This is a genomic window from Cronobacter turicensis (assembly GCF_041222865.1).
Lineage (GTDB): Bacteria > Pseudomonadota > Gammaproteobacteria > Enterobacterales > Enterobacteriaceae > Cronobacter > Cronobacter turicensis.
This window is the reverse complement of record NZ_CP165997.1, coordinates 3,356,683-3,373,997: the sequence shown is the minus strand read 5'-3', so window position 1 is coordinate 3,373,997 and position 17,315 is coordinate 3,356,683. Positions and strand designations below refer to the sequence as shown.

Below are 17,315 nucleotides of genomic sequence, written 5' to 3'. Positions count from 1 at the left end.
CATTATGCCTGCGGCACGTCTGTCAGCGAAAAGTAAACCTCAAGCCCGTGCTCGCGGGCGATCTCCACATCGCGGTCCGCCCCCGTAGAGCTGCCCGGCAGGCGTAGCACCGCGTCGCATTTCGCCACCAGACGGTGCGCGACGGGATATAAAAACCGTTCGCTTATCGCATCGCCCGGTTTTTCGCTGCCTGCGGCCTGGGCGAGCGGCAGCGCGAGCCATTCGCCAATGACCGGCACGTGGCCGCGTTCAAACAGCGCGAGCGCCGCCTGTTCGAGGCGCGCCAGATTCTGGCGCATCAGGGTTTCATCGCCGTTCGTGCCGCTGCGCCACGGGCCTGCCACCAGTATCATTTTGCTCATGGTTTTCTCCTTAGACTATCGCGTTCAGCGCCGCGTATTGCAGCAGCATGATGGTTTTGGCATCGACAATCTCACCGTCGCGTACCGCGCGCAGCGCGTCATCAATGGGCATTTTCACCACCTCAATATCCTCGCCCTCATCCGCGACGCCGCCGCCGGTGCCGCTCCGCCGCGCCGGATCGTATTCGCCGATAAAGAAATAGAGTTTTTCCGTGACCGAGCCGGGGCTCATATAGGCTTCAAACACTTTCTCGACGTTATCCACCAGATAGCCGGTCTCTTCTTCGGCTTCGGCCCGGATGCGCGTTTCGGGATCGGCTTCATCCAGCAGGCCCGCTGCCGTTTCGGTTAGTAAGGTATTGTAACCGTTGAGGAAAACTGGCAGCCGAAACTGGCGGGTGAGAATGACGCAGCGCTCGGCGCGGTTATACAGCAGGATGGTGGCGCCGTTGCCGCGATCGTAGGCTTCGCGGCTCTGGCGCTGCCACTGACCGTCGCGGCGCTGGTAATCAAAGGTATATTTTTTCAGCACATACCAGTCATCTGACAGGGTTTGCGTTTCGATGATGCGTACTTTTTCACGAACAGATGGCATGATGACCTCTCCACAGGTAGAATTGGCAACATAACGTGCATATTCGTGCATGGTCAAGAAAATTCGTGCAACAGGAACCGGCATGCTGACGTCACAACGTAAGAAGCTCATTCTGGAAAAGCTGGCGGCGGAAGGGCAGGTGCAGTCCCGCGCGCTCAGCGAGTGGTTTAACGTCTCCGAAGATACGATCCGGCGCGATCTGCGGGAACTCTCCGCCGAAGGCCGTCTGCAACGGGTGCATGGCGGGGCGTTGCCCGCCTCAGCGGCAGTGGTGGATTACGCCGGGCGCAGCCAGCTTTCGCTTGATTCCAAGCGGGCGGTCGCGCGCCGCGCCGCCGCGCTGATTGAACCGGGGCAAATCGTGATGCTCGACGGCGGCACCACGACCGGCGAACTGGTGAAATGCCTGCCGCCGGAACTCGCCATTACGGTGATCACCCACAGCCCCGGCATTGCGCTGCAACTGGTGGAGCATCCGCGCATTGAGGTGATCCTCATCGGCGGGCGGCTGTTTAAACACTCGATAGTCTCGGTGGGGGCGGCGGCCATTGAAGCGATGAGCCATCTGCGCGCCGACCTGTTCTTTTTGGGCGTCACCGGCGTGCATGCCGACGCGGGCCTCAGCACCGGCGATTACGAAGAGGCGTGCGTCAAACGCGCGCTGGCCTCACGCGCCGCGGAAACGGTGGTGATGGCCTCGCGTGAAAAGCTCAACGCCGCTTCCGCGTTTTGTATTGGCGATATGTCGCTGGTCAATACGCTGATCGTTGAGGGCGATACCGCCGACACGCTGCTGGCGCCTTTCGAAGCCCGGGGCGTGACGGTGATAAAGGCATAACCTCCCTGGAAATTGCAGGTATAAAAACCAGGCGATGCCTGCTAGCGTAAAGGGATGAACCTATTTTCTGCTGTAAACGCCGCGATTATTCGCACTGCCTTCAGGCCGGTGGGATAACGCGTATCGCTGACCCGCCTGCACGGCGGGCGCCTTGCAGGCTCAACACTGTGAGGTTCGCTATGTCTCGATCCCTTTCATCGCCCCATACGCCAACGCTCTATCTGCTGTGCGGCAAAATCGCCGCCGGGAAATCGACGCTCGCGGCGACGCTTGCGCGCGAGCATAACGCCGTTATCGTCAGCGAAGACGCCTGGCTTGCGCGGCTTTACGGCCCGGAAATGCACGATGTAGCCGACTACGTGCGCTGCGCCGCCAGACTTAAAGAGGCGATGACGCCGCATCTGGAGGCGCTGCTGCGCGCTGGCGTCAGTCTGGTGCTCGATTTCCCGGCCAACACGCTGCAAAGCCGCGCGTGGATGAAAACGCTGATTACCACGAGCGGCGCGGCGCATGAACTGCACTGGCTGGACGTGCCTGACGCGGTGTGCCTTGCGCGTCTGCGGGCGCGAAACCTGCAGGGTGACCATGATTTTGCCGCCACCGATGCCCAGTTCGCGCAGATAACGCGGTATTTCGTTCCGCCCGATGCGCAGGAAGGGTTTAACGTGGTGGCGCACCGTGGCGACCCCGGAAACTGCGCATAATCCGCCAACGCTGTCTATCCTGTGAATAAGCGCGTCTGAAAACGGTTATGCGGATAATTTCAGGAGGGGCAGTATGAAGTTTTTCTATTTTATTTCGTTAATCGCGGCGGCCAGTTATCTTTTCGCCTTTTTGCCGAGAGCGAAAAGCGACCGCGAGCCGCTGGCTTACTGGGGTTGCTGGATTTATCTGGGCGCTTCGGCGCTGTACTGGGCGATTTACGGAATAAGACATTATTTTTAATCGTGGTAAACATTCGCCGGGGAATAATACCCGGCGTTTAGCAATATTTCCCTTAAAAAGTAAATGACGAGGGTAATAATCCTAAAGCGTTTATTTTTACTCCTCTTCATAATTCCATCGCATTCTTTACAAAAATACGCTATCTTTTCGCGCGCAAAAGCATCACTCTGACGCTTAGCGTCATCGCCGTGGGTGAAGCCGCCCGGATAATCACCCGGGTATGTTAAAAAGTTGTTTTAAATACAAGGCGATGCGAGATTCCGGCCGCAGAATATCCTGATGACTGGATCAAATTTCTGTTAATAAAGGTTGTTATCATTAGCGGGTTAATTTTTTTAATGACGGCGTGTCGTCGCTGTTATCGTCAGGAAGTGTGCAGTAATACAACGGAATGTTTCAACATTCACGGGAAGACCATTTTTTATTCACATTCTGACATTACTGTAATTCAAACCGGGAGCGATAACCGCGCCCCTCTATATTCCTCTTTACCGTCCTTATTACGTAGCAGGAAGGCATTATCCCTGCTGAATGATTTTCTGTCTGGTTTGTACCGCTTACGGAACGGCTTCTTTATGCGATACATCTCTGTGCATAGAGGGGCTTTATGAATAACGTCATGCCTTTTTCCCGGGCGCTGCTGCATCCGCGTTACTGGTTTACCTGGTTTGGCCTCGGCCTGCTGTGGCTGCTGGTGCAGATGCCGCATCCGTTGCTGATGCGCCTCGGCGCGTTCCTCGGCCGCAACTCGCGCCGCTTCCTGAAGCGCCGTGAAAAAATCCTGCGCCGTAATCTTGAACTCTGCTTCCCGAACTTTAGCGAAGCGCAAAAAGAGCAGCTGATTCAGGAAAATTTCCTGTCGCTCGGCATGGCGCTGCTGGAAACCGGCATGGCCTGGTTCTGGTCCGACGCGCGCATCAAAAAATGGTTTAACGTCGAAGGACTGCATCACCTGCATCAGGCGAGCGCGCAGCAGCGCGGCGTTATCGTGATTGGCGTGCACTTTATGTCGCTGGAGCTGGGGGGGCGCGTCATGGGGCTGTGTAAGCCGATGATGGCGATGTACCGTCCACACAACAATAAAGCGATGGAATGGGCCCAGACCAAAGGGCGCATGCGCTCCAACAAAGCGATGATCGACCGTAAAGATCTCAAAGGGATGGTCAATGCGCTGAAGCAGGGCGAAGCGGTCTGGTTTGCGCCGGACCAGGACTACGGCCCGCGCGGCAGTACCTTCGCGCCGCTGTTTGCGGTGAACGACGCCGCCACCACACGCGGCACGTATGTGCTTTCACGCCTGAGCAAGGCGGCGATGCTGACCATCGTGATGATCCGCAACCCCGATGCCAGCGGCTATAAGCTGATCATTCAGCCGGAGCTGCAGGGCTATCCGCGTGAAGACGAGGCTGCCGCCGCGTGCTTCATGAACAAAGTGATTGAGCGTGAAATCCTGCGTGCGCCGGAGCAGTATCTCTGGATCCACCGCCGCTTTAAAACCCGCCCGGCGGGCGAAGCGTCGCTCTATTCCTGATACGCGTTATCACAGAAAGCCCCGCTCAGTGCGGGGCTTTTTTTTGCGTCTCCTGGCGAGATTGTGCGGCTGCTTTTGAAAAAGCGCGCGGATTGTGGGTTAATAACATTTTGTTTACATATGGAGCTGCCGCCATGGCCGGGACCGCCGCCCCCTTTTCGTTTCGCGAAACCATGGATCTGCGCGCGCAGGAAAAAGCGCTGCGCCTCGATGCGGATCAGGCTCGCCTCATCAGCGAGCTGGAAAGCCTCGCCGCGCCGCTGCTGGCTGGACGCGCACGTTTCGCCGGGCTCTATGTCTGGGGCAGGCCGGGGCGCGGCAAAAGTTTCATCGTCGATAATTTCTTTGCCTCGCTGCCGCTGACGGCGAAAAAGCGCGCCCACTTTCATGACTTTTTCCGCGAGCTGCATCAGCGCATGGTGGATAAGCCACTGGAGCAGGCGTTACGTGCGCAGTTAGGCGAAGCCCGGCTGCTCTGCTTTGATGAGTTCCACCTGCACGATCCGGGTGATGCGATGCTCGCGAAAAAGCTGTTAGAAGTGGCGCAGGCGATGAAGATCACGCTGATTCTGACCTCCAACTATTCGCCGCGCGAACTGCTTTCGCATCCGCTCTACCATGAACTGTTTGTGCCTTCCATTGCGCTTATCGAGCGCGAGATGACGATTTTCGCGCTCAACGGCGAGCGCGATTACCGCCTTGATGCCGGGAGCGATGCCGGGCTGTTCAGTAAAGGCGCGTGGCTGCGGCCCGGCACGCCCGCCCAGCGCGAGGCGCTGGGACTCGCCACCGCGCATGGCGAGTTTGCGGTCAATGCCGGTTATCACACCTTTTATGCCGCATCGCCGCCAGAGGCTGTGCTGCATTTTACCTTTGCCGGAATATGCGAAGCGCCGACGGCAGTCATGGATTATTTAACGCTGTGTGAAACCTATTCCTGCTGGTTTATTGACGACGTGCCGCTGCTTTCACGCGTCAGTCCGGCGGCGGCGCAGCGGTTTATTAATCTTATTGATGTGCTTTATGATAAACAGCGGCAGTTATTTATTTCGAGCGCGTATTCAGTGGCGGAAATGACATGTGGTGTAGCGTTGGATGATATTGGGCGCACCGCCAGTCGTCTGTCGCAATTACGGCTAATACAAGAACCTGTTACCGGTTAATGTAATTAACGCGCGCCCAAAAATAATAAATAAGGGTGCCTGAAGGCATAAAACCGCCAGTCAAATCGCGGGGATTGCTCCCCGCGTCAGACGCTTACTCTCTGGGTTTACAAGCCAGTGAAGCGACAATCTCCATACTCGCGCCCCGCAAGCGTAGCTCGCAAAGCGTTTCCCGTGAAAGGGTGGTGAACACTAATACCGTCACGCAAACAATAATAATGCACCAGATAAAAGCATTGTCCTTCATAGCCATTCTCCTTGCCGTCAGGCGAGTAAGAGGCTAACATATGAACTGTTCGGGTTCATGTGTCGGCCTCGGGTTAAGGTAATTAACTCGGGGCCTTCATCTTTCCAGAACCAGCATAATGCCTGAAACCAGAAAGCCTCAGGCACCCGCCGCGAATAATACGCTTTTTTTTAATCCGTAAAATCCTTTGTTTTTCTTATTTCGTTGAAATTAATCAGAGTGAATATTCACTTCTCTTTGGTGCCGCGAATATTCCCGTTACCGCTTCCTGTTATTCTTTTTCTTATTTACTGCATAACAGAAAAGGTTTACCCGCGCGGCCAGAAGGCGCGGTTTTTGCCACCCGCATGATGTCTTAAATCACTACCCTATTCGTCATTCAGGACATCACCCCTTTCGGTAATCTTTGTTCATCGCAAACCCCTCACCTCAGCGGAGAATAACGATGAACAACGCAGCACAACATCAGGGCACGGCTGTCATTACCGGCGCTTCCGGCGGCATCGGGGCCGTCTATGCCGACCGCCTGGCGCGCCGCGGTTACGACCTAATTATCGTCGCCCGCCATCGCGACCGATTGAACCAGCAGGCGAGCCGGATTTCCGCCGAAACGGGCCGCAGCGTGGAAGTGGCCGCGGTTGATTTAAACGATCCGCAGGCGCTGCGCGCGTTTGAAGCCACGCTGCGCCAGGACGCCAGCGTTACGCTGCTGGTGAATAACGCCGGCGTCGGGACGCATACCTCCTTGCTTGAGAGCGACATCGACCGCATGGAACAGATGATCGACCTTAACGTCATCGCGCTGACCCGCCTGACTTATGCCGTCGTGCCCGGCATGGTGGCGCGCGGGCAGGGCGCGATTATCAATATCGCCTCTATCGTCGGCATCGCGCCGGAAATTTTAAACGGCGTGTATGGCGCGTCGAAAGCTTACGTCCAGGCGTTCAGCCAGTCGCTGCATCACGAATTACACGGGCAGGGCATTCAGGTGCAGGCGGTACTGCCGGGCGCGACCGCCACCGATTTCTGGGCAACCGGCGGACTTGCGCTGGAACACCTCGACCCGTCTATCGTGATGACGCCGCAGGCGCTGGTGGATGCCGCCCTGGTGGGATTCGACCGCCGCGAACTTATCACGCTGCCTTCTTTACATGACGAAGGGGAGTGGCAGGCCTATGAGGCCGCCCGCCAGACCATGATGCAGCACTTATCCGTTAACACACCTGCGCCGCGCTATCTGGCCGCTCACTAATACACAGGAGAATCACCATGAAACTGACCGACAACACTATTTTTATTACTGGCGGCACATCAGGTATCGGGCGTGGTCTGGCGCAGGCGCTGCATCAGCTCGGCAATCAGGTCATCATCTCCGGGCGGCGCCAGGCGCTGCTCGAAGAGGTAGCCGCGGCGAATCCGGGAATGGATTATGTGGTGCTGGATATTACCGATCCGCAGCAGATTAAAGAGACGGCGGCACGCCTCACAGAGAAATACCCGACGCTCAATGTGGTCATCAATAACGCGGGCATCATGCCCTTTGACGATGCCGCAGGCGCGCTTGACGACGAACAGGCGGTAACGCTGGTCACGACGAATCTGCTCGGGCCGGTGCGCGTCAGCGCCGCGTTTATCGAGCACCTGAAAACGCAGCCGCAATCCTGGCTGATTAATAACAGCTCTGTGCTCGCGTTCCTGCCGCTGGCCGCTACCGCGCTCTATTCCGCCACCAAAGCGGCGATTCACTCCTACACGCTGTCGCAGCGCTTTCTGTTGCGCGACACCCGCGTGAAGGTGGTAGAAATCGCACCGCCGTGGGTCGATACCGATCTTATCTATAAAAGCGGTGACGAGCGCGCCATGCCGCTGGATGATTTCATCCGCGAGACGCTGGAAAAACTGGCCAGCGGCGAAGACGAGGTGATTGTCGACCGCGTGCTGCCTGTGCGCGACAATCCTGGTCGCAATGAGCATCAGCTGGTGAATCAGTTCAACCAGGCGATGGTGGAAAACCCCATTCCGGTTCATTAAACCTCATCGGGGCGCCGCACGAAAATAGCGCCGCCCCCTGTTCAGCCAGGCGGGTTTTATCGTAAAACGGTGATTCTTCTTCGCCCCGGAGGCGCGTATGCACAAAATAGGTTTTTTACTGGCGGAGGGTTTCCAGCTGCTGGCGCTCTCCACGCCTTCGGTGTTTGAATTCGCCAACCTGGTCATCGGCGAGCCGTTTTACGTGCTGGAAACCTGGTCGGAACAGGGCGGGGCGGTGCGTTCATCGGCAGGCGTGACGGTGAGCAGCCAGCCATTGAGTGACGTAGCGCGCGCCGATACCTGGCTTGTGGGCGGCGTCATCAACCCGCTGGAGGCACCCGCCAGCGCGGCGGTGACGGCGTTTTTGCGTGCGGCGTCGGACCATTCCCGGCGCATCGCGGGCATCTGCACCGGCGCGTTTGTGCTCGGCGATGCGGGGTTGCTCGACGGCAAACGCGTCACCACCCACTGGGCGCACGCCCAGGCGCTGGAAGCGCGGGTGCCGCAGGCGCGGGTGGAATCGGACCGCATCTTTATTACCGACGGCACAGTCTGGACCTCCGCAGGCATGACCGCAGGGCTTGATATGGCGCTTGGGATGGTGGAAAAAGATCTGGGCGCGGAAGTGGCGCGTGCCGTGGCGCACCGGCTGGTGATGCATCATCGCCGTTCGGGCGGCCAGACGCAGCATTCAGAGATGCTCGCGCTCTCGCCACGATCCGACCGCATCCAGAGCGCGCTGGAATACGCGCGTAAAAACTTAAGCCGGGCGCTGACGGTCGACGAACTGGCGGACGTGGTGCATTTAAGCCCGCGCCAGTTCAGCCGCCTGTTTCGCGAAGAAACCGGCAAATCACCGGCGAAAGCCATAGAAGGGCTGCGTCTTGAAGCCGCGCGCCTGATGATTGAGCAAAGCCGCCTTTCTATGGACGCCATCGCCCGCGAGGCGGGGTTTCGCGACCGCCGCCATATGCGTGAAGTTTTCGTGCGCGGTTTCGGCGTGCCGCCGCAGGCGCTGCGTCAGGGGCGGTCATCTTCCCGCGCGGCGTGAATCTTGCCGCGAAACACCCAGAACCCCCAGCTGTTATAGATAAGCGTGATGGGGACAAACACGCCGAAGGCCGTCAGCATTAGCGTTTGCGTGGCAGCCGGCGCGGCCGCCTGAATGAGTAAGAGCCTGGGCGGCAGAATAAACGGAAAAACGGCCAGCAACATGGCGCCGAACGCGGCGATGAACAGTAAGAGCGTCATCGCGAGCGGCAGGAAATCGCGCCGCTGGCGCAGCGTGACAATCACGCCCAAAAACGCCAGCAAACCCATCGTCGCCAGCGGTCCGCTCCAGCGCCACAGTTGCAGGTGCAGCCGGTAGGTCTCATTGAGCTGCACCGTCCAGACCAGCAGCCCCGCCAGCAGCACGGCGGTCAGGAACGCAAGCCACATGGCCTGACGCCGCGCCCAGGCGTGGAGTTCCCCTTCGCAACGCCAGATAAGCCAGCACGCGCCCAGCAGCGCATAGCCGACGCTGAGCGCTATGGCGCAGAAGACCGAAAAGGGCGACAGCCAGTCCATCGCGCCGCCGGTAAATTTCGCGCCGTCATGCGTGATGCCTTCAACCCACGCGCCCATCGTCGCGCCCTGGCTTAACGATGTCAGCCAGGAGCCTGCGATAAACAGCGCGTCAAACAGGCGCGGACGCAGATGGCGGTATTCAATCGCCACGCCGCGCACGATCATCGCCAGCAGCATGATATAGACCGGCAGGTAGAGCGCGCTGTAGAGAATGCTGAAAGCGACCGGGAACATCGCCAGTAGCGCGCCGGCGGTCAGCACCAGCCAGGTTTCGTTACCGTCCCAGACCGGCAGCAGCGAAATGTTCATCTGCTGGCGCGCCTGCTGCGACTGAAACGGGGCCAGCAGCCCTACGCCGAGATCCGCGCCGTCGAGCAGCACGTAAACCAGCACGCCTGCGGCGAGCGCCCCGGCGCAGAGCAGCGTTAACAACGGCAGTGAAAGCAGCAGTTCAGTCATCCGGATGCCCCCGCAGGCTGTGCGGCGTCACGCCGCTGCCGGTTTGCGCCGCCACGGCCGGGTTGGCGTCGGGCGTGTCGTTGCCCGGCGGTTTCGCGAGCAGGCGTAGCATAAACCCATACCCAGCGCGAAAACCAGCAGATAGACCACCACAATCGCGACAAACGAGCCGAGCACCAGCGACGGCGCGATGGGCGAGGCGCTCTCGCGGGTCAGCAACTGCCCGTAGATGGTCCACGGCTGGCGGCCCGTCTCGGTGACGACCCAGCCTGCGAGCATCGCGATAACGCCCGCCGGCGCCATCGCCACCATGCCGCGTTGCAGCCAGCGCGCCTCCCATAAGCGGCCACGCAGCCGCACCACCAGCCCGGCGACGCCAAAGAAAATCATCAGAAAGCCGAGCCCGACCATCGCGCGGAACGCGAAGAACACGCCAGGCACCCAGGGCAGCTCGTCCGGCGGAAATTGATTCAGGCTGTGAATGGTGCCGGTGAGGTTGTGGCGCAGATAGAGCGAACCGACTGACGGGATCGCCACTTCAAGGTGGTTGCGCCGCGCCTCCATATCCGGGATCGCGAACAGCCGCAGCGGCTCGCCTTCGCCGGGCGGCGGCGGGTTCCAGCTGCCTTCCATCGCCGCCAGTTTGACCGGCTGGTGATCGCGGGTGTTTTCGCCATGCAGATCGCCCACCACCGCCTGTAAGGGCGCGAGCGCAAGCAGCAGCCATAGCCCCCAGGAGAACATTCGCCGCGCGCCCGGTTGTTGCGGGCGCTTCAGCAGGTGCCACGCGCCGACCGCCGCCACCAGGCACGCGGTGGCGAGCAGCGCGGCGATGGACATATGCATCAGCCGGTACGGAAAGGACGGGTTGAAAATCACGGCCCACCAGTCGACGGGCTGAAAACGGCCATCGGGCCCGATGATGAAACCCGCTGGCGTCTGCATCCAGGAGTTCGCCGACAATATCCAGAAGGCGCTGAACAGCGAGCCTGCCGCCACCACACAGGTGGCGAGAAAATGCACCCATGGGCGCACTTTCCCCATGCCGAACAGCACCACGCCCATAAAGCCCGCTTCGAGGAAAAACGCCACCAGCACTTCCATGTACATCAGCGGGCCCATCACGGCCCCGGCGCGGCTGGAGAGCTCGCCCCAGTTGGCGCCGAACTGAAACTCCATCAGCACGCCGGTGACGACGCCGACCGCGACGTTCAGCGCAAATACCTTGCTCCAGTACTTATAGAGATCGAGATAAATTTGCTGCCTGCGCCACAGCCACAAGCCTTCCAGCAGCATCAGCCACTGCGCGAGGCCAATCGTCAGCGCCGCGAGCACAATGTGAAATCCAATCGTGAAGGCGAACTGACTGCGCGCCAGAAGCAGCGCGGTTTCCGGGCTAATCATCGTCAGGCATCGCTCGGCTTGCCGGTAAACGATGAGATGGGTTTATCCACCTCCTCTTCCATCCGGCGGGAAAAAGCTTTCAGACCGTTCAACAGCGGCGTCAGCGAGCGCCACAGCTCGTCGTCATGCAGCATTTTCCAGGCGCCGCGCGCGCCCGGCGCGTCGGCCTGTTCGCTTTCAGGGCGTTCTTCTTCGCGGCTCAGTTCCGCGGCGAAATCGCGCACGCCGAAGGCGAGCTTATACATCCGCTCCGGCGGAATGGTGGAGAGCGCCATCAGCAACACAGAGATATTCTGAATAACGTTCAGCGAACCTTTGCGGCTCAGGCCGTCGATGATGACCTTGATCCACTCGTTGTTGGACGCCACCAGATCGTTGGTCAGGCGCAGCACGCCATGTTCATGCAGCGTCTGGAGCAGACGTTGCAGCTCTTCGTCCGCCGTCGGGCCGATGTGCGGCGGCTCGGGCTGATAGTCAATCGCTTTGGCCATTAAAATTTCTCCGGATGAGGTTCCTGCTCGGGCGGCAGGCGGTAATCGTCACGCTGCCATTTCTCTTCGACCGGCACGCCCGCCATCGGCGTGCGGGCGCCGTAGCGGAAATTGTGCCGCGGCAGCGGGGAAGGGTGCGGCGCGCGGGAGTGTTTCTCCATTTTCACCGCCAGTTCCTTATACGCGGGCGTATTGACGTCGGGATCGTGGTGCTCGCCGGTGAGCGCGTTAATGCCCGGTTTTCCCTGATGGATGGAGATAAAGAGCGAGGCGCCCGCCACGCGATCGGTAATGACCACCGGCACCTCCAGCGAGCCACGCCGCGAGGTGAGCGTCACCCAGTCGCCCTCGCAAAGTTCACGCTCAGCGGCAAGCTGCGGGCTTATCTCCACAAACCAGTCGGGCGACAGCGACGTTGTGCGCCCGCCGCGGCCGCTCTGGTTGGTCGACTGGAAATGTTCCAGCATGCGTCCGTTGTTAAGCGCCAGATCGTATTCGTCATCCGGCGCCTCGGCGGGCGGCTGCCACTTCAGCGGGTAGAGCACAGCGCGGCCATCCGGGAAATTAAACCCGTTGGTGTAGAGCAGCGGCGTGCTTTCGCCGTCCGGCTTCACCGGCCAGAGCTGGGAGTTCCAGCCCTCAAGGCGCTCATAGCTGACGCCCGCAAACAGCGTGGCGATACTCGCCGCCTCCGCCATGATTTGCGACGGGTGCGTGTAGCCCCAGTCATGGCCCATACGCGCCGCAAGCTCGGTGAGAATGCGCCAGTCCGGGCGGCTGTCGCCGAGCGGCGGCATGGCTTCATAAAAGCGCTGAATGCGCCGCTCGGTATTCACGAACGTGCCGTCTTTTTCAATGCTCGGGCAGGCGGGCAGCACCACATCGGCGAACTGCGCGGTGCGGCTTAAAAAGAGATCCTGCACCACCAGGAAATCGAGATCGGTAAAGCCCTCGTGCACGTTAGTGCTGTCGGCGTCGGAAAACGCCGTCTCTTCGCCAATGACATACATGGCGCGAACCTGTTTCGTGCGCGCATGCTCCACCATCTCGAAGTTATCCGAGCCCACGTCCAGCGACAGTTTTTCCGGCGCTACCCCCCAGGCGTTCGCCCATTTGGCGCGTACCTTTTCATCGCTCACCGATTCATAGCCGGGGTAGTAGTTTTTCAGGCAGCCGAAATCGCTCGCGCCCTGCACGTTATTGTGCCCGCGCATCGGGTAGCCGCCCGTGCCGGGGCGGCCGTAGTTGCCGGTGACCAGCAGCAGGTTGGAGAGCGCGGTGCTGGTGTCCGCGCCGTGGCTGTGCTGGGTGACGCCCATCGCCCAGACGATGCAGACGGACGGCGCGTTGCCGATAAGCTCGGCGGCGGCGGTCAGCTCATCCACCGTAAGCCCGGTCACGTGGGCGGCGAAGTCCAGCGTGAACGGCGCGAGCGACTGGCGGTATTCATCCACCTGGTTGACGTGCGCTGCAAGAAACGCCTCGTCGGCGTAGCCGTGGTCAAACATATAGCGCGCCATCGCCGAGGCCCAGACCATATCGGTGCCGGGGCGAATGCGCAGATAACGGTCGGCGCGCTCGGCCATTTCGTGACGGCGCGGGTCGACCACCAGCAGTTGCTGCCCGTGATGTTTTTTCGCGGCTTTCATGCGCGCGGCGATCACCGGGTGGTTTTCGGCGGTGTTGCTGCCGACAATCACAATCAGCGACGCCTGGTGCAGATCTTCAATGGTCCCCGCGTCGCCGCCATAACCGACGGTGCGGAACAGCCCTTTAGTGGCCGGGTTCTGGCAGTAGCGCGACGAGTTATCGACGCTGTTCGTGCCGATGATGAGGCGCGCGATTTTCTGCGTCAGATAGGCTTCTTCGTTGCTGCCCTTACTGGAGCCGATAAAGCCGATGGCCTGCGGCCCGTACTGATCGCGGATCGCCAGCAGGCGGCGCGCCACCAGCGCCAGCGCCTCGTCCCAGCTCGCCTCGCGAAACCGGTCGTTCTCGCGGATAAGCGGTGTGGTGAGGCGTGTTTTATCGTTGAGGAAATCCCAGGCGAATTTGCCCTTCACGCAGGTGGAGATGCCGTTGGCGGGCGCGTCGGCGACCGGCTGCACCTTCAGCACGTGGCGGTCACGCGTCCAGATTTCAAAACTGCACCCGACGCCGCAGTAGGTGCAGACCGTTTTGGTGCGTTTGATTTCCGGCTGCCGCCAGTGCATGTCCATCACCGAAATTCCGGTAATGATCTCCGCCCCGGTGGTGTTTTCGATGGCTTTCACCAGGTCTATCATCGGGCGCTTGAGCGTCTGCTTCATGCTGGTAAACGGCCCGGCGTCCGGCTGCATGGTTTTCTCAATCAGCGCGTTGCAGGGGCAAACGGTGACGCAATGCCCGCAACTCACGCAGCTGGAGCCGGCGATGGTGTCGCCGCCGTCCCACAGCACGCGCGGGTGCGCCATGGTGTAATCGATGCTCAGCGTCTCGTTGACTTCGACGTTCTGACACGCCTCCACGCAGCGCCCGCACAGAATGCATTGATCCGGGTCGTAAGTGTAAAACGGGTTGGAGTGGTCTTTCACGTAGGGTTTGCGCTGGTATTCGTAGCGCTGAATCGGGATATGCATGTCTGCGACGGCGTTGTGCAGGGTGCAGTCGCCGGTGTTGTGTTCGCAGACGGTACAGTAGAGCTCATGTTTGGCGAGCAGCCTGTCCATCCCTTCGTGCTGCGCCGCCTGCGCGTCGGGCGTGCGGCTGGCGATTTCCATGCCCTGCGCGCTTTTCAGCGTACAGCCGCGCACCAGTTCGCCCTGATATTCCACCCAGCAGACATCGCAGGTTTGCATCGGCTCAAGCGAAGGGTGGTAACAGACGTGCGGGAGTTTTACATCGCACGCCGTCAGAAAATCGATAAGCGGGATATTCGCCGGACCCGTCAGCGGCCTCCCGTCATAAAACAGGGTACAGAGCGACTCTTGCATTGTGCTTCCTCAAACGTGCCTTGCCAGTGCCGCAGGTATGCGCCGCAGCGAATAAGAGCGGCTTCTCCGGTGGGGAGGCGCTCCCGTTATAGTGACTTAAAGGTAGTAACCGCCCTCCGGCTTCGCCAGGCGAGGGTGTTGCGAAGTATGTATGGGGTGAATGACTCACGCGGGCTGGGCGGCCCGGTTGCGGATAAGTAGCTGAGCGCATGACGACTTTTGCAATTTCCGTCGCTTCCCGGTATAACGTTCAGTTATGGATGTTTAGACGTCTGAACGTATAGAAGGGTTTATGCAGGAATCGCAGCAGCTACAACGCACCATGAAGGCCCGTCATCTGGTCATGCTCTCGCTGGGGGGCGTTATCGGCACCGGGCTGTTTTTTAATACCGGCTATATTATTTCCACGACCGGAGCGGCGGGCACGCTGCTGGCCTATCTTATCGGCGCGCTGGTGGTCTGGCTGGTGATGCAGTGCCTCGGCGAACTGGCCGTCGCCATGCCGGAGACCGGCGCGTTTCACGTTTACGCGGCGCGCTATTTAGGCCCGGCGACCGGCTATACCGTCGCCTGGCTCTACTGGCTCACCTGGACCGTGGCGCTCGGCTCAAGCTTTACCGCCGCCGGGTTCTGTATGCAGTACTGGTTTCCGCAGGTGCCGGTGTGGATCTGGTGTCTGGTCTTCTGCGTGGTGATTTTCGGGCTTAACGTCTTCTCGACGCGACTGTTCGCCGAGGGCGAATTCTGGTTTTCGCTCATCAAAGTGATAACCATCGTGGCGTTTATCCTGCTGGGCGGGGCGGCGATGTTCGGCATTCTGCCGATGAAAGACGGCTCGCCCGCGCCGCTGTTCCACAACCTGACCGCCGCAGGCTGGTTCCCTGCCGGGACGCTGCCGATTCTGATGACGATGGTGGCGGTTAATTTCGCGTTTTCCGGCACCGAGCTTATCGGCATCGCGGCTGGCGAGACTGAAAACCCGCAGCAGGCCGTGCCGGTCGCGATTCGCACGACCATCGTGCGGCTGGTTATCTTCTTCCTCGGCACCGTGCTGGTGCTGGCGGCGCTGATCCCGATGGATCAGGCGGGCGTGGTGAAAAGCCCGTTCGTGCTGGTGTTTGAGAAAATCGGCATTCCTTACGCCGCCGATATTATTAACTTCGTGATCCTCACCGCGATCCTCTCGGCGGCCAACTCGGGCCTGTACGCCTCCGGGCGGATGCTCTGGTCGCTTGCCAATGAGCGCACGTTGCCGCGCGGTTTCTCGCGCCTCACGCGTCGCGGCGTGCCGCTGACGGCGCTGTCGGTGAGTATGCTGGGCGGCGTGCTGGCGCTGTTCTCCAGCATCGTGGCGCCGGATACCGTCTTTGTGGCGCTCTCGGCGATTTCCGGGTTCGCGGTGGTGGCGGTGTGGCTCAGCATCTGCGCCGCGCATTTTATGTTCCGCCGCCGTCATCTGGCCGAAGGTCGGGCACTCGATGAATTACATTACCGCGCGCCCTGGTATCCGCTGACGCCTGTCCTGGGCTTCGTACTCTGTCTTATCGCCTGCGTCGGGCTGGCGTTCGATCCGGGCCAGCGCATCGCGCTCTGGTGCGGGCTGCCGTTTGTGGCGTTCTGCTACGGCGCGTATTATCTGACGCAATTTTTCCGCACGCGCCGCACCGAGGAGCCTCGCCATGTCGCTGAATAACCCGTTAACCCCTCTCTTAAACCAGCAGCCGTTTGTGGTGCTGGACGGCGCGCTGGCGACCGAACTGGAAGCGCGCGGCTGCAATCTCGCCGACAGCTTATGGTCGGCGAAAGTCCTGATGGAGCAGCCGGAGCTGATTTACGCGGTGCATCTCGATTACTTCCGCGCCGGGGCGCAGTGCGCGATTACCGCCAGCTACCAGGCGACGCCTGCCGGTTTTGCCGCGCGCGGGCTGGATGAGGCGCAGTCGCGGGCGCTGATTGCGCGCAGCGTCGAGCTGGCGCGTCAGGCCCGTGAGGCGTTTTATAAAGAACAGCCGGATGCCGGGCCGCTACTGGTGGCGGGCTCTGTCGGGCCGTATGGCGCCTATCTGGCGGACGGCTCGGAATACCGCGGCGACTATGCGCTGTCCGCGGCTGAGTTTGCGGATTTCCATCGCCCGCGCGTGGAGGCGCTGCTGGCGGCGGGCGTGGATCTGCTGGCCTGCGAAACGCTGCCGTCGCTCTCTGAAGCCCGTGCGCTCGCCGTGCTGCTGGAAAGCTACCCGCAGGCGCGCGCGTGGCTTACCTTTACGCTTCGTGACAGCGGCCACATCAGCGACGGGACGCCGCTTGCCGACGTCGCGGCCGCGCTCGCGCCGTATCCGCAGATTGTGGCGCTCGGCATCAACTGCGTGGCGCTGGAGAAAACCACCGCCGCGCTGGCGCATCTGCATGACGCCACCCGGCTGCCGCTGGTGGTCTATCCGAACTCCGGCGAGCAGTATGACGCGGTGAGCAAAACCTGGCGTCACGACGGGCACGCCTGCCAGACGCTGGCGCACTATCTGGACGAGTGGCGGGCGGCGGGCGCGGCGCTGATTGGCGGTTGTTGCCGCACCACGCCTGCGGATATCGCGGCGCTGAACGCGCAGCGTTGAGCATCATTGCCGGGTGCGCTGCGCTTACCCGGCCTACAAAATACGCAGCATGTAACATGTAGGGCGGGTAAGCGAAGCGCACCCGCCATTTTTACC

General features: G+C 60.5%; 16 protein-coding genes and 1 pseudogene. 10 read left to right on the top strand and 7 right to left on the bottom strand.

What is annotated here, in order from left to right; all coding sequences use genetic code 11:
• Positions 1 to 2: 2 nt before the first annotated feature.
• The gene (locus AB8W27_RS16165) at positions 3 to 362 is read right to left on the bottom strand and encodes an NUDIX hydrolase (protein ID WP_012815461.1); all 360 of its coding nucleotides are present in this window, start codon (positions 360 to 362) and stop codon (positions 3 to 5) included.
• A gap of 10 nt (positions 363 to 372) precedes the next feature.
• The gene (locus tag AB8W27_RS16160) at positions 373 to 957 is read right to left on the bottom strand and encodes an NUDIX domain-containing protein (RefSeq protein WP_012815462.1); all 585 of its coding nucleotides are present in this window, start codon (positions 955 to 957) and stop codon (positions 373 to 375) included.
• Between the two features lie 82 nt (positions 958 to 1,039).
• Between AB8W27_RS16160 and AB8W27_RS16155 the strand changes: the two genes are divergently transcribed.
• From AB8W27_RS16155 to zapE, 5 genes are all read left to right on the top strand, one after another.
• Complete coding sequence (locus AB8W27_RS16155) at positions 1,040 to 1,795, top strand: DeoR/GlpR family DNA-binding transcription regulator (RefSeq protein WP_041923244.1); 756 nt, start codon at positions 1,040 to 1,042, stop codon at positions 1,793 to 1,795.
• A 179-nt stretch (positions 1,796 to 1,974) separates the two neighbouring features.
• Positions 1,975 to 2,499, top strand: coding sequence for an ATP-binding protein (locus tag AB8W27_RS16150; protein WP_041923245.1), 525 nt, complete (start codon positions 1,975 to 1,977; stop codon positions 2,497 to 2,499).
• A gap of 73 nt (positions 2,500 to 2,572) precedes the next feature.
• Complete coding sequence (locus AB8W27_RS16145; protein ID WP_007763483.1) at positions 2,573 to 2,740, top strand: hypothetical protein; 168 nt, start codon at positions 2,573 to 2,575, stop codon at positions 2,738 to 2,740.
• A 607-nt stretch (positions 2,741 to 3,347) separates the two neighbouring features.
• On the top strand, positions 3,348 to 4,271 hold the full coding sequence (lpxP, locus tag AB8W27_RS16140) for a kdo(2)-lipid IV(A) palmitoleoyltransferase (protein WP_012815465.1): 924 nt from the start codon (positions 3,348 to 3,350) through the stop codon (positions 4,269 to 4,271).
• A 134-nt stretch (positions 4,272 to 4,405) separates the two neighbouring features.
• Positions 4,406 to 5,434, top strand: coding sequence for a cell division protein ZapE (zapE, locus tag AB8W27_RS16135; RefSeq protein WP_012815466.1), 1,029 nt, complete (start codon positions 4,406 to 4,408; stop codon positions 5,432 to 5,434).
• Between the two features lie 94 nt (positions 5,435 to 5,528).
• Here zapE and AB8W27_RS16130 read toward each other — a convergent pair whose 3' ends face one another.
• A complete protein-coding gene (locus AB8W27_RS16130) occupies positions 5,529 to 5,681 on the bottom strand; it encodes a Hok/Gef family protein (protein ID WP_012815467.1) in 153 nt (50 codons plus the stop codon).
• 445 nt (positions 5,682 to 6,126) lie between these two features.
• Here AB8W27_RS16130 and AB8W27_RS16125 point away from each other — a divergent pair, with 445 nt between their 5' ends.
• The 3 genes from AB8W27_RS16125 to AB8W27_RS16115 all read left to right on the top strand — a co-directional run bounded on the left by AB8W27_RS16125 (position 6,127) and on the right by AB8W27_RS16115 (position 8,763).
• Positions 6,127 to 6,933, top strand: coding sequence for an SDR family oxidoreductase (locus tag AB8W27_RS16125; RefSeq protein WP_007763618.1), 807 nt, complete (start codon positions 6,127 to 6,129; stop codon positions 6,931 to 6,933).
• Between the two features lie 17 nt (positions 6,934 to 6,950).
• Positions 6,951 to 7,712, top strand: a complete 762-nt coding sequence (locus tag AB8W27_RS16120; protein ID WP_012815468.1) for an SDR family oxidoreductase — start codon at positions 6,951 to 6,953, stop codon at positions 7,710 to 7,712.
• Between the two features lie 97 nt (positions 7,713 to 7,809).
• A complete protein-coding gene (locus AB8W27_RS16115; RefSeq protein ID WP_012815469.1) occupies positions 7,810 to 8,763 on the top strand; it encodes a GlxA family transcriptional regulator in 954 nt (317 codons plus the stop codon).
• Here the strand turns inward: AB8W27_RS16115 and AB8W27_RS16110 are convergent.
• The 4 genes and pseudogenes from AB8W27_RS16110 to fdhF form a co-directional block, all read right to left on the bottom strand.
• Positions 8,733 to 9,740, bottom strand: a complete 1,008-nt coding sequence (locus AB8W27_RS16110; protein ID WP_041923247.1) for a cytochrome d ubiquinol oxidase subunit II — start codon at positions 9,738 to 9,740, stop codon at positions 8,733 to 8,735. The two genes, AB8W27_RS16115 and AB8W27_RS16110, sit on opposite strands and share 31 nt — an antisense overlap.
• Positions 9,733 to 11,144: pseudogene (locus AB8W27_RS16105) on the bottom strand (cytochrome ubiquinol oxidase subunit I). Before AB8W27_RS16105 ends, AB8W27_RS16110 begins: the two are co-directional and overlap by 8 nt.
• Positions 11,145 to 11,146: 2 nt before the next feature.
• Positions 11,147 to 11,635, bottom strand: coding sequence for a DUF1641 domain-containing protein (locus tag AB8W27_RS16100; protein WP_041923249.1), 489 nt, complete (start codon positions 11,633 to 11,635; stop codon positions 11,147 to 11,149).
• Positions 11,635 to 14,607 carry a formate dehydrogenase subunit alpha gene (gene fdhF / locus AB8W27_RS16095; protein ID WP_012815473.1) on the bottom strand — a complete coding sequence of 991 codons (2,973 nt, stop codon included), beginning with the start codon at positions 14,605 to 14,607 and terminating at the stop codon, positions 11,635 to 11,637. The genes AB8W27_RS16100 and fdhF overlap by 1 nt, the downstream gene beginning before the upstream one ends.
• Positions 14,608 to 14,899: 292 nt before the next feature.
• Here fdhF and mmuP point away from each other — a divergent pair, with 292 nt between their 5' ends.
• Positions 14,900 to 16,300, top strand: coding sequence for an S-methylmethionine permease (mmuP, locus tag AB8W27_RS16090; protein WP_041923250.1), 1,401 nt, complete (start codon positions 14,900 to 14,902; stop codon positions 16,298 to 16,300).
• The gene (mmuM, locus tag AB8W27_RS16085) at positions 16,287 to 17,219 is read left to right on the top strand and encodes a homocysteine S-methyltransferase (protein ID WP_012815476.1); all 933 of its coding nucleotides are present in this window, start codon (positions 16,287 to 16,289) and stop codon (positions 17,217 to 17,219) included. Before mmuP ends, mmuM begins: the two co-directional genes overlap by 14 nt.
• Positions 17,220 to 17,315: the final 96 nt, after the last annotated feature.

Excerpts from the sequence above, each read along its gene's own strand:
- AB8W27_RS16165 (WP_012815461.1), bottom strand. The coding sequence starts at position 362 with ATGAGCAAAATGATACTGGTGGCAGGCCCGTGGCGCAGCGGCACGAAC.
- AB8W27_RS16160 (WP_012815462.1), bottom strand. The coding sequence starts at position 957 with ATGCCATCTGTTCGTGAAAAAGTACGCATCATCGAAACGCAAACCCTG.
- AB8W27_RS16155 (WP_041923244.1), top strand. The coding sequence starts at position 1,040 with ATGCTGACGTCACAACGTAAGAAGCTCATTCTGGAAAAGCTGGCGGCG.
- AB8W27_RS16150 (WP_041923245.1), top strand. The coding sequence starts at position 1,975 with ATGTCTCGATCCCTTTCATCGCCCCATACGCCAACGCTCTATCTGCTG.
- AB8W27_RS16145 (WP_007763483.1), top strand. The coding sequence starts at position 2,573 with ATGAAGTTTTTCTATTTTATTTCGTTAATCGCGGCGGCCAGTTATCTT.
- lpxP (WP_012815465.1), top strand. The coding sequence starts at position 3,348 with ATGAATAACGTCATGCCTTTTTCCCGGGCGCTGCTGCATCCGCGTTAC.
- zapE (WP_012815466.1), top strand. The coding sequence starts at position 4,406 with ATGGCCGGGACCGCCGCCCCCTTTTCGTTTCGCGAAACCATGGATCTG.
- AB8W27_RS16130 (WP_012815467.1), bottom strand. The coding sequence starts at position 5,681 with ATGAAGGACAATGCTTTTATCTGGTGCATTATTATTGTTTGCGTGACG.
- AB8W27_RS16125 (WP_007763618.1), top strand. The coding sequence starts at position 6,127 with ATGAACAACGCAGCACAACATCAGGGCACGGCTGTCATTACCGGCGCT.
- AB8W27_RS16120 (WP_012815468.1), top strand. The coding sequence starts at position 6,951 with ATGAAACTGACCGACAACACTATTTTTATTACTGGCGGCACATCAGGT.
- AB8W27_RS16115 (WP_012815469.1), top strand. The coding sequence starts at position 7,810 with ATGCACAAAATAGGTTTTTTACTGGCGGAGGGTTTCCAGCTGCTGGCG.
- AB8W27_RS16110 (WP_041923247.1), bottom strand. The coding sequence starts at position 9,740 with ATGACTGAACTGCTGCTTTCACTGCCGTTGTTAACGCTGCTCTGCGCC.
- AB8W27_RS16100 (WP_041923249.1), bottom strand. The coding sequence starts at position 11,635 with ATGGCCAAAGCGATTGACTATCAGCCCGAGCCGCCGCACATCGGCCCG.
- fdhF (WP_012815473.1), bottom strand. The coding sequence starts at position 14,607 with ATGCAAGAGTCGCTCTGTACCCTGTTTTATGACGGGAGGCCGCTGACG.
- mmuP (WP_041923250.1), top strand. The coding sequence starts at position 14,900 with ATGCAGGAATCGCAGCAGCTACAACGCACCATGAAGGCCCGTCATCTG.
- mmuM (WP_012815476.1), top strand. The coding sequence starts at position 16,287 with ATGTCGCTGAATAACCCGTTAACCCCTCTCTTAAACCAGCAGCCGTTT.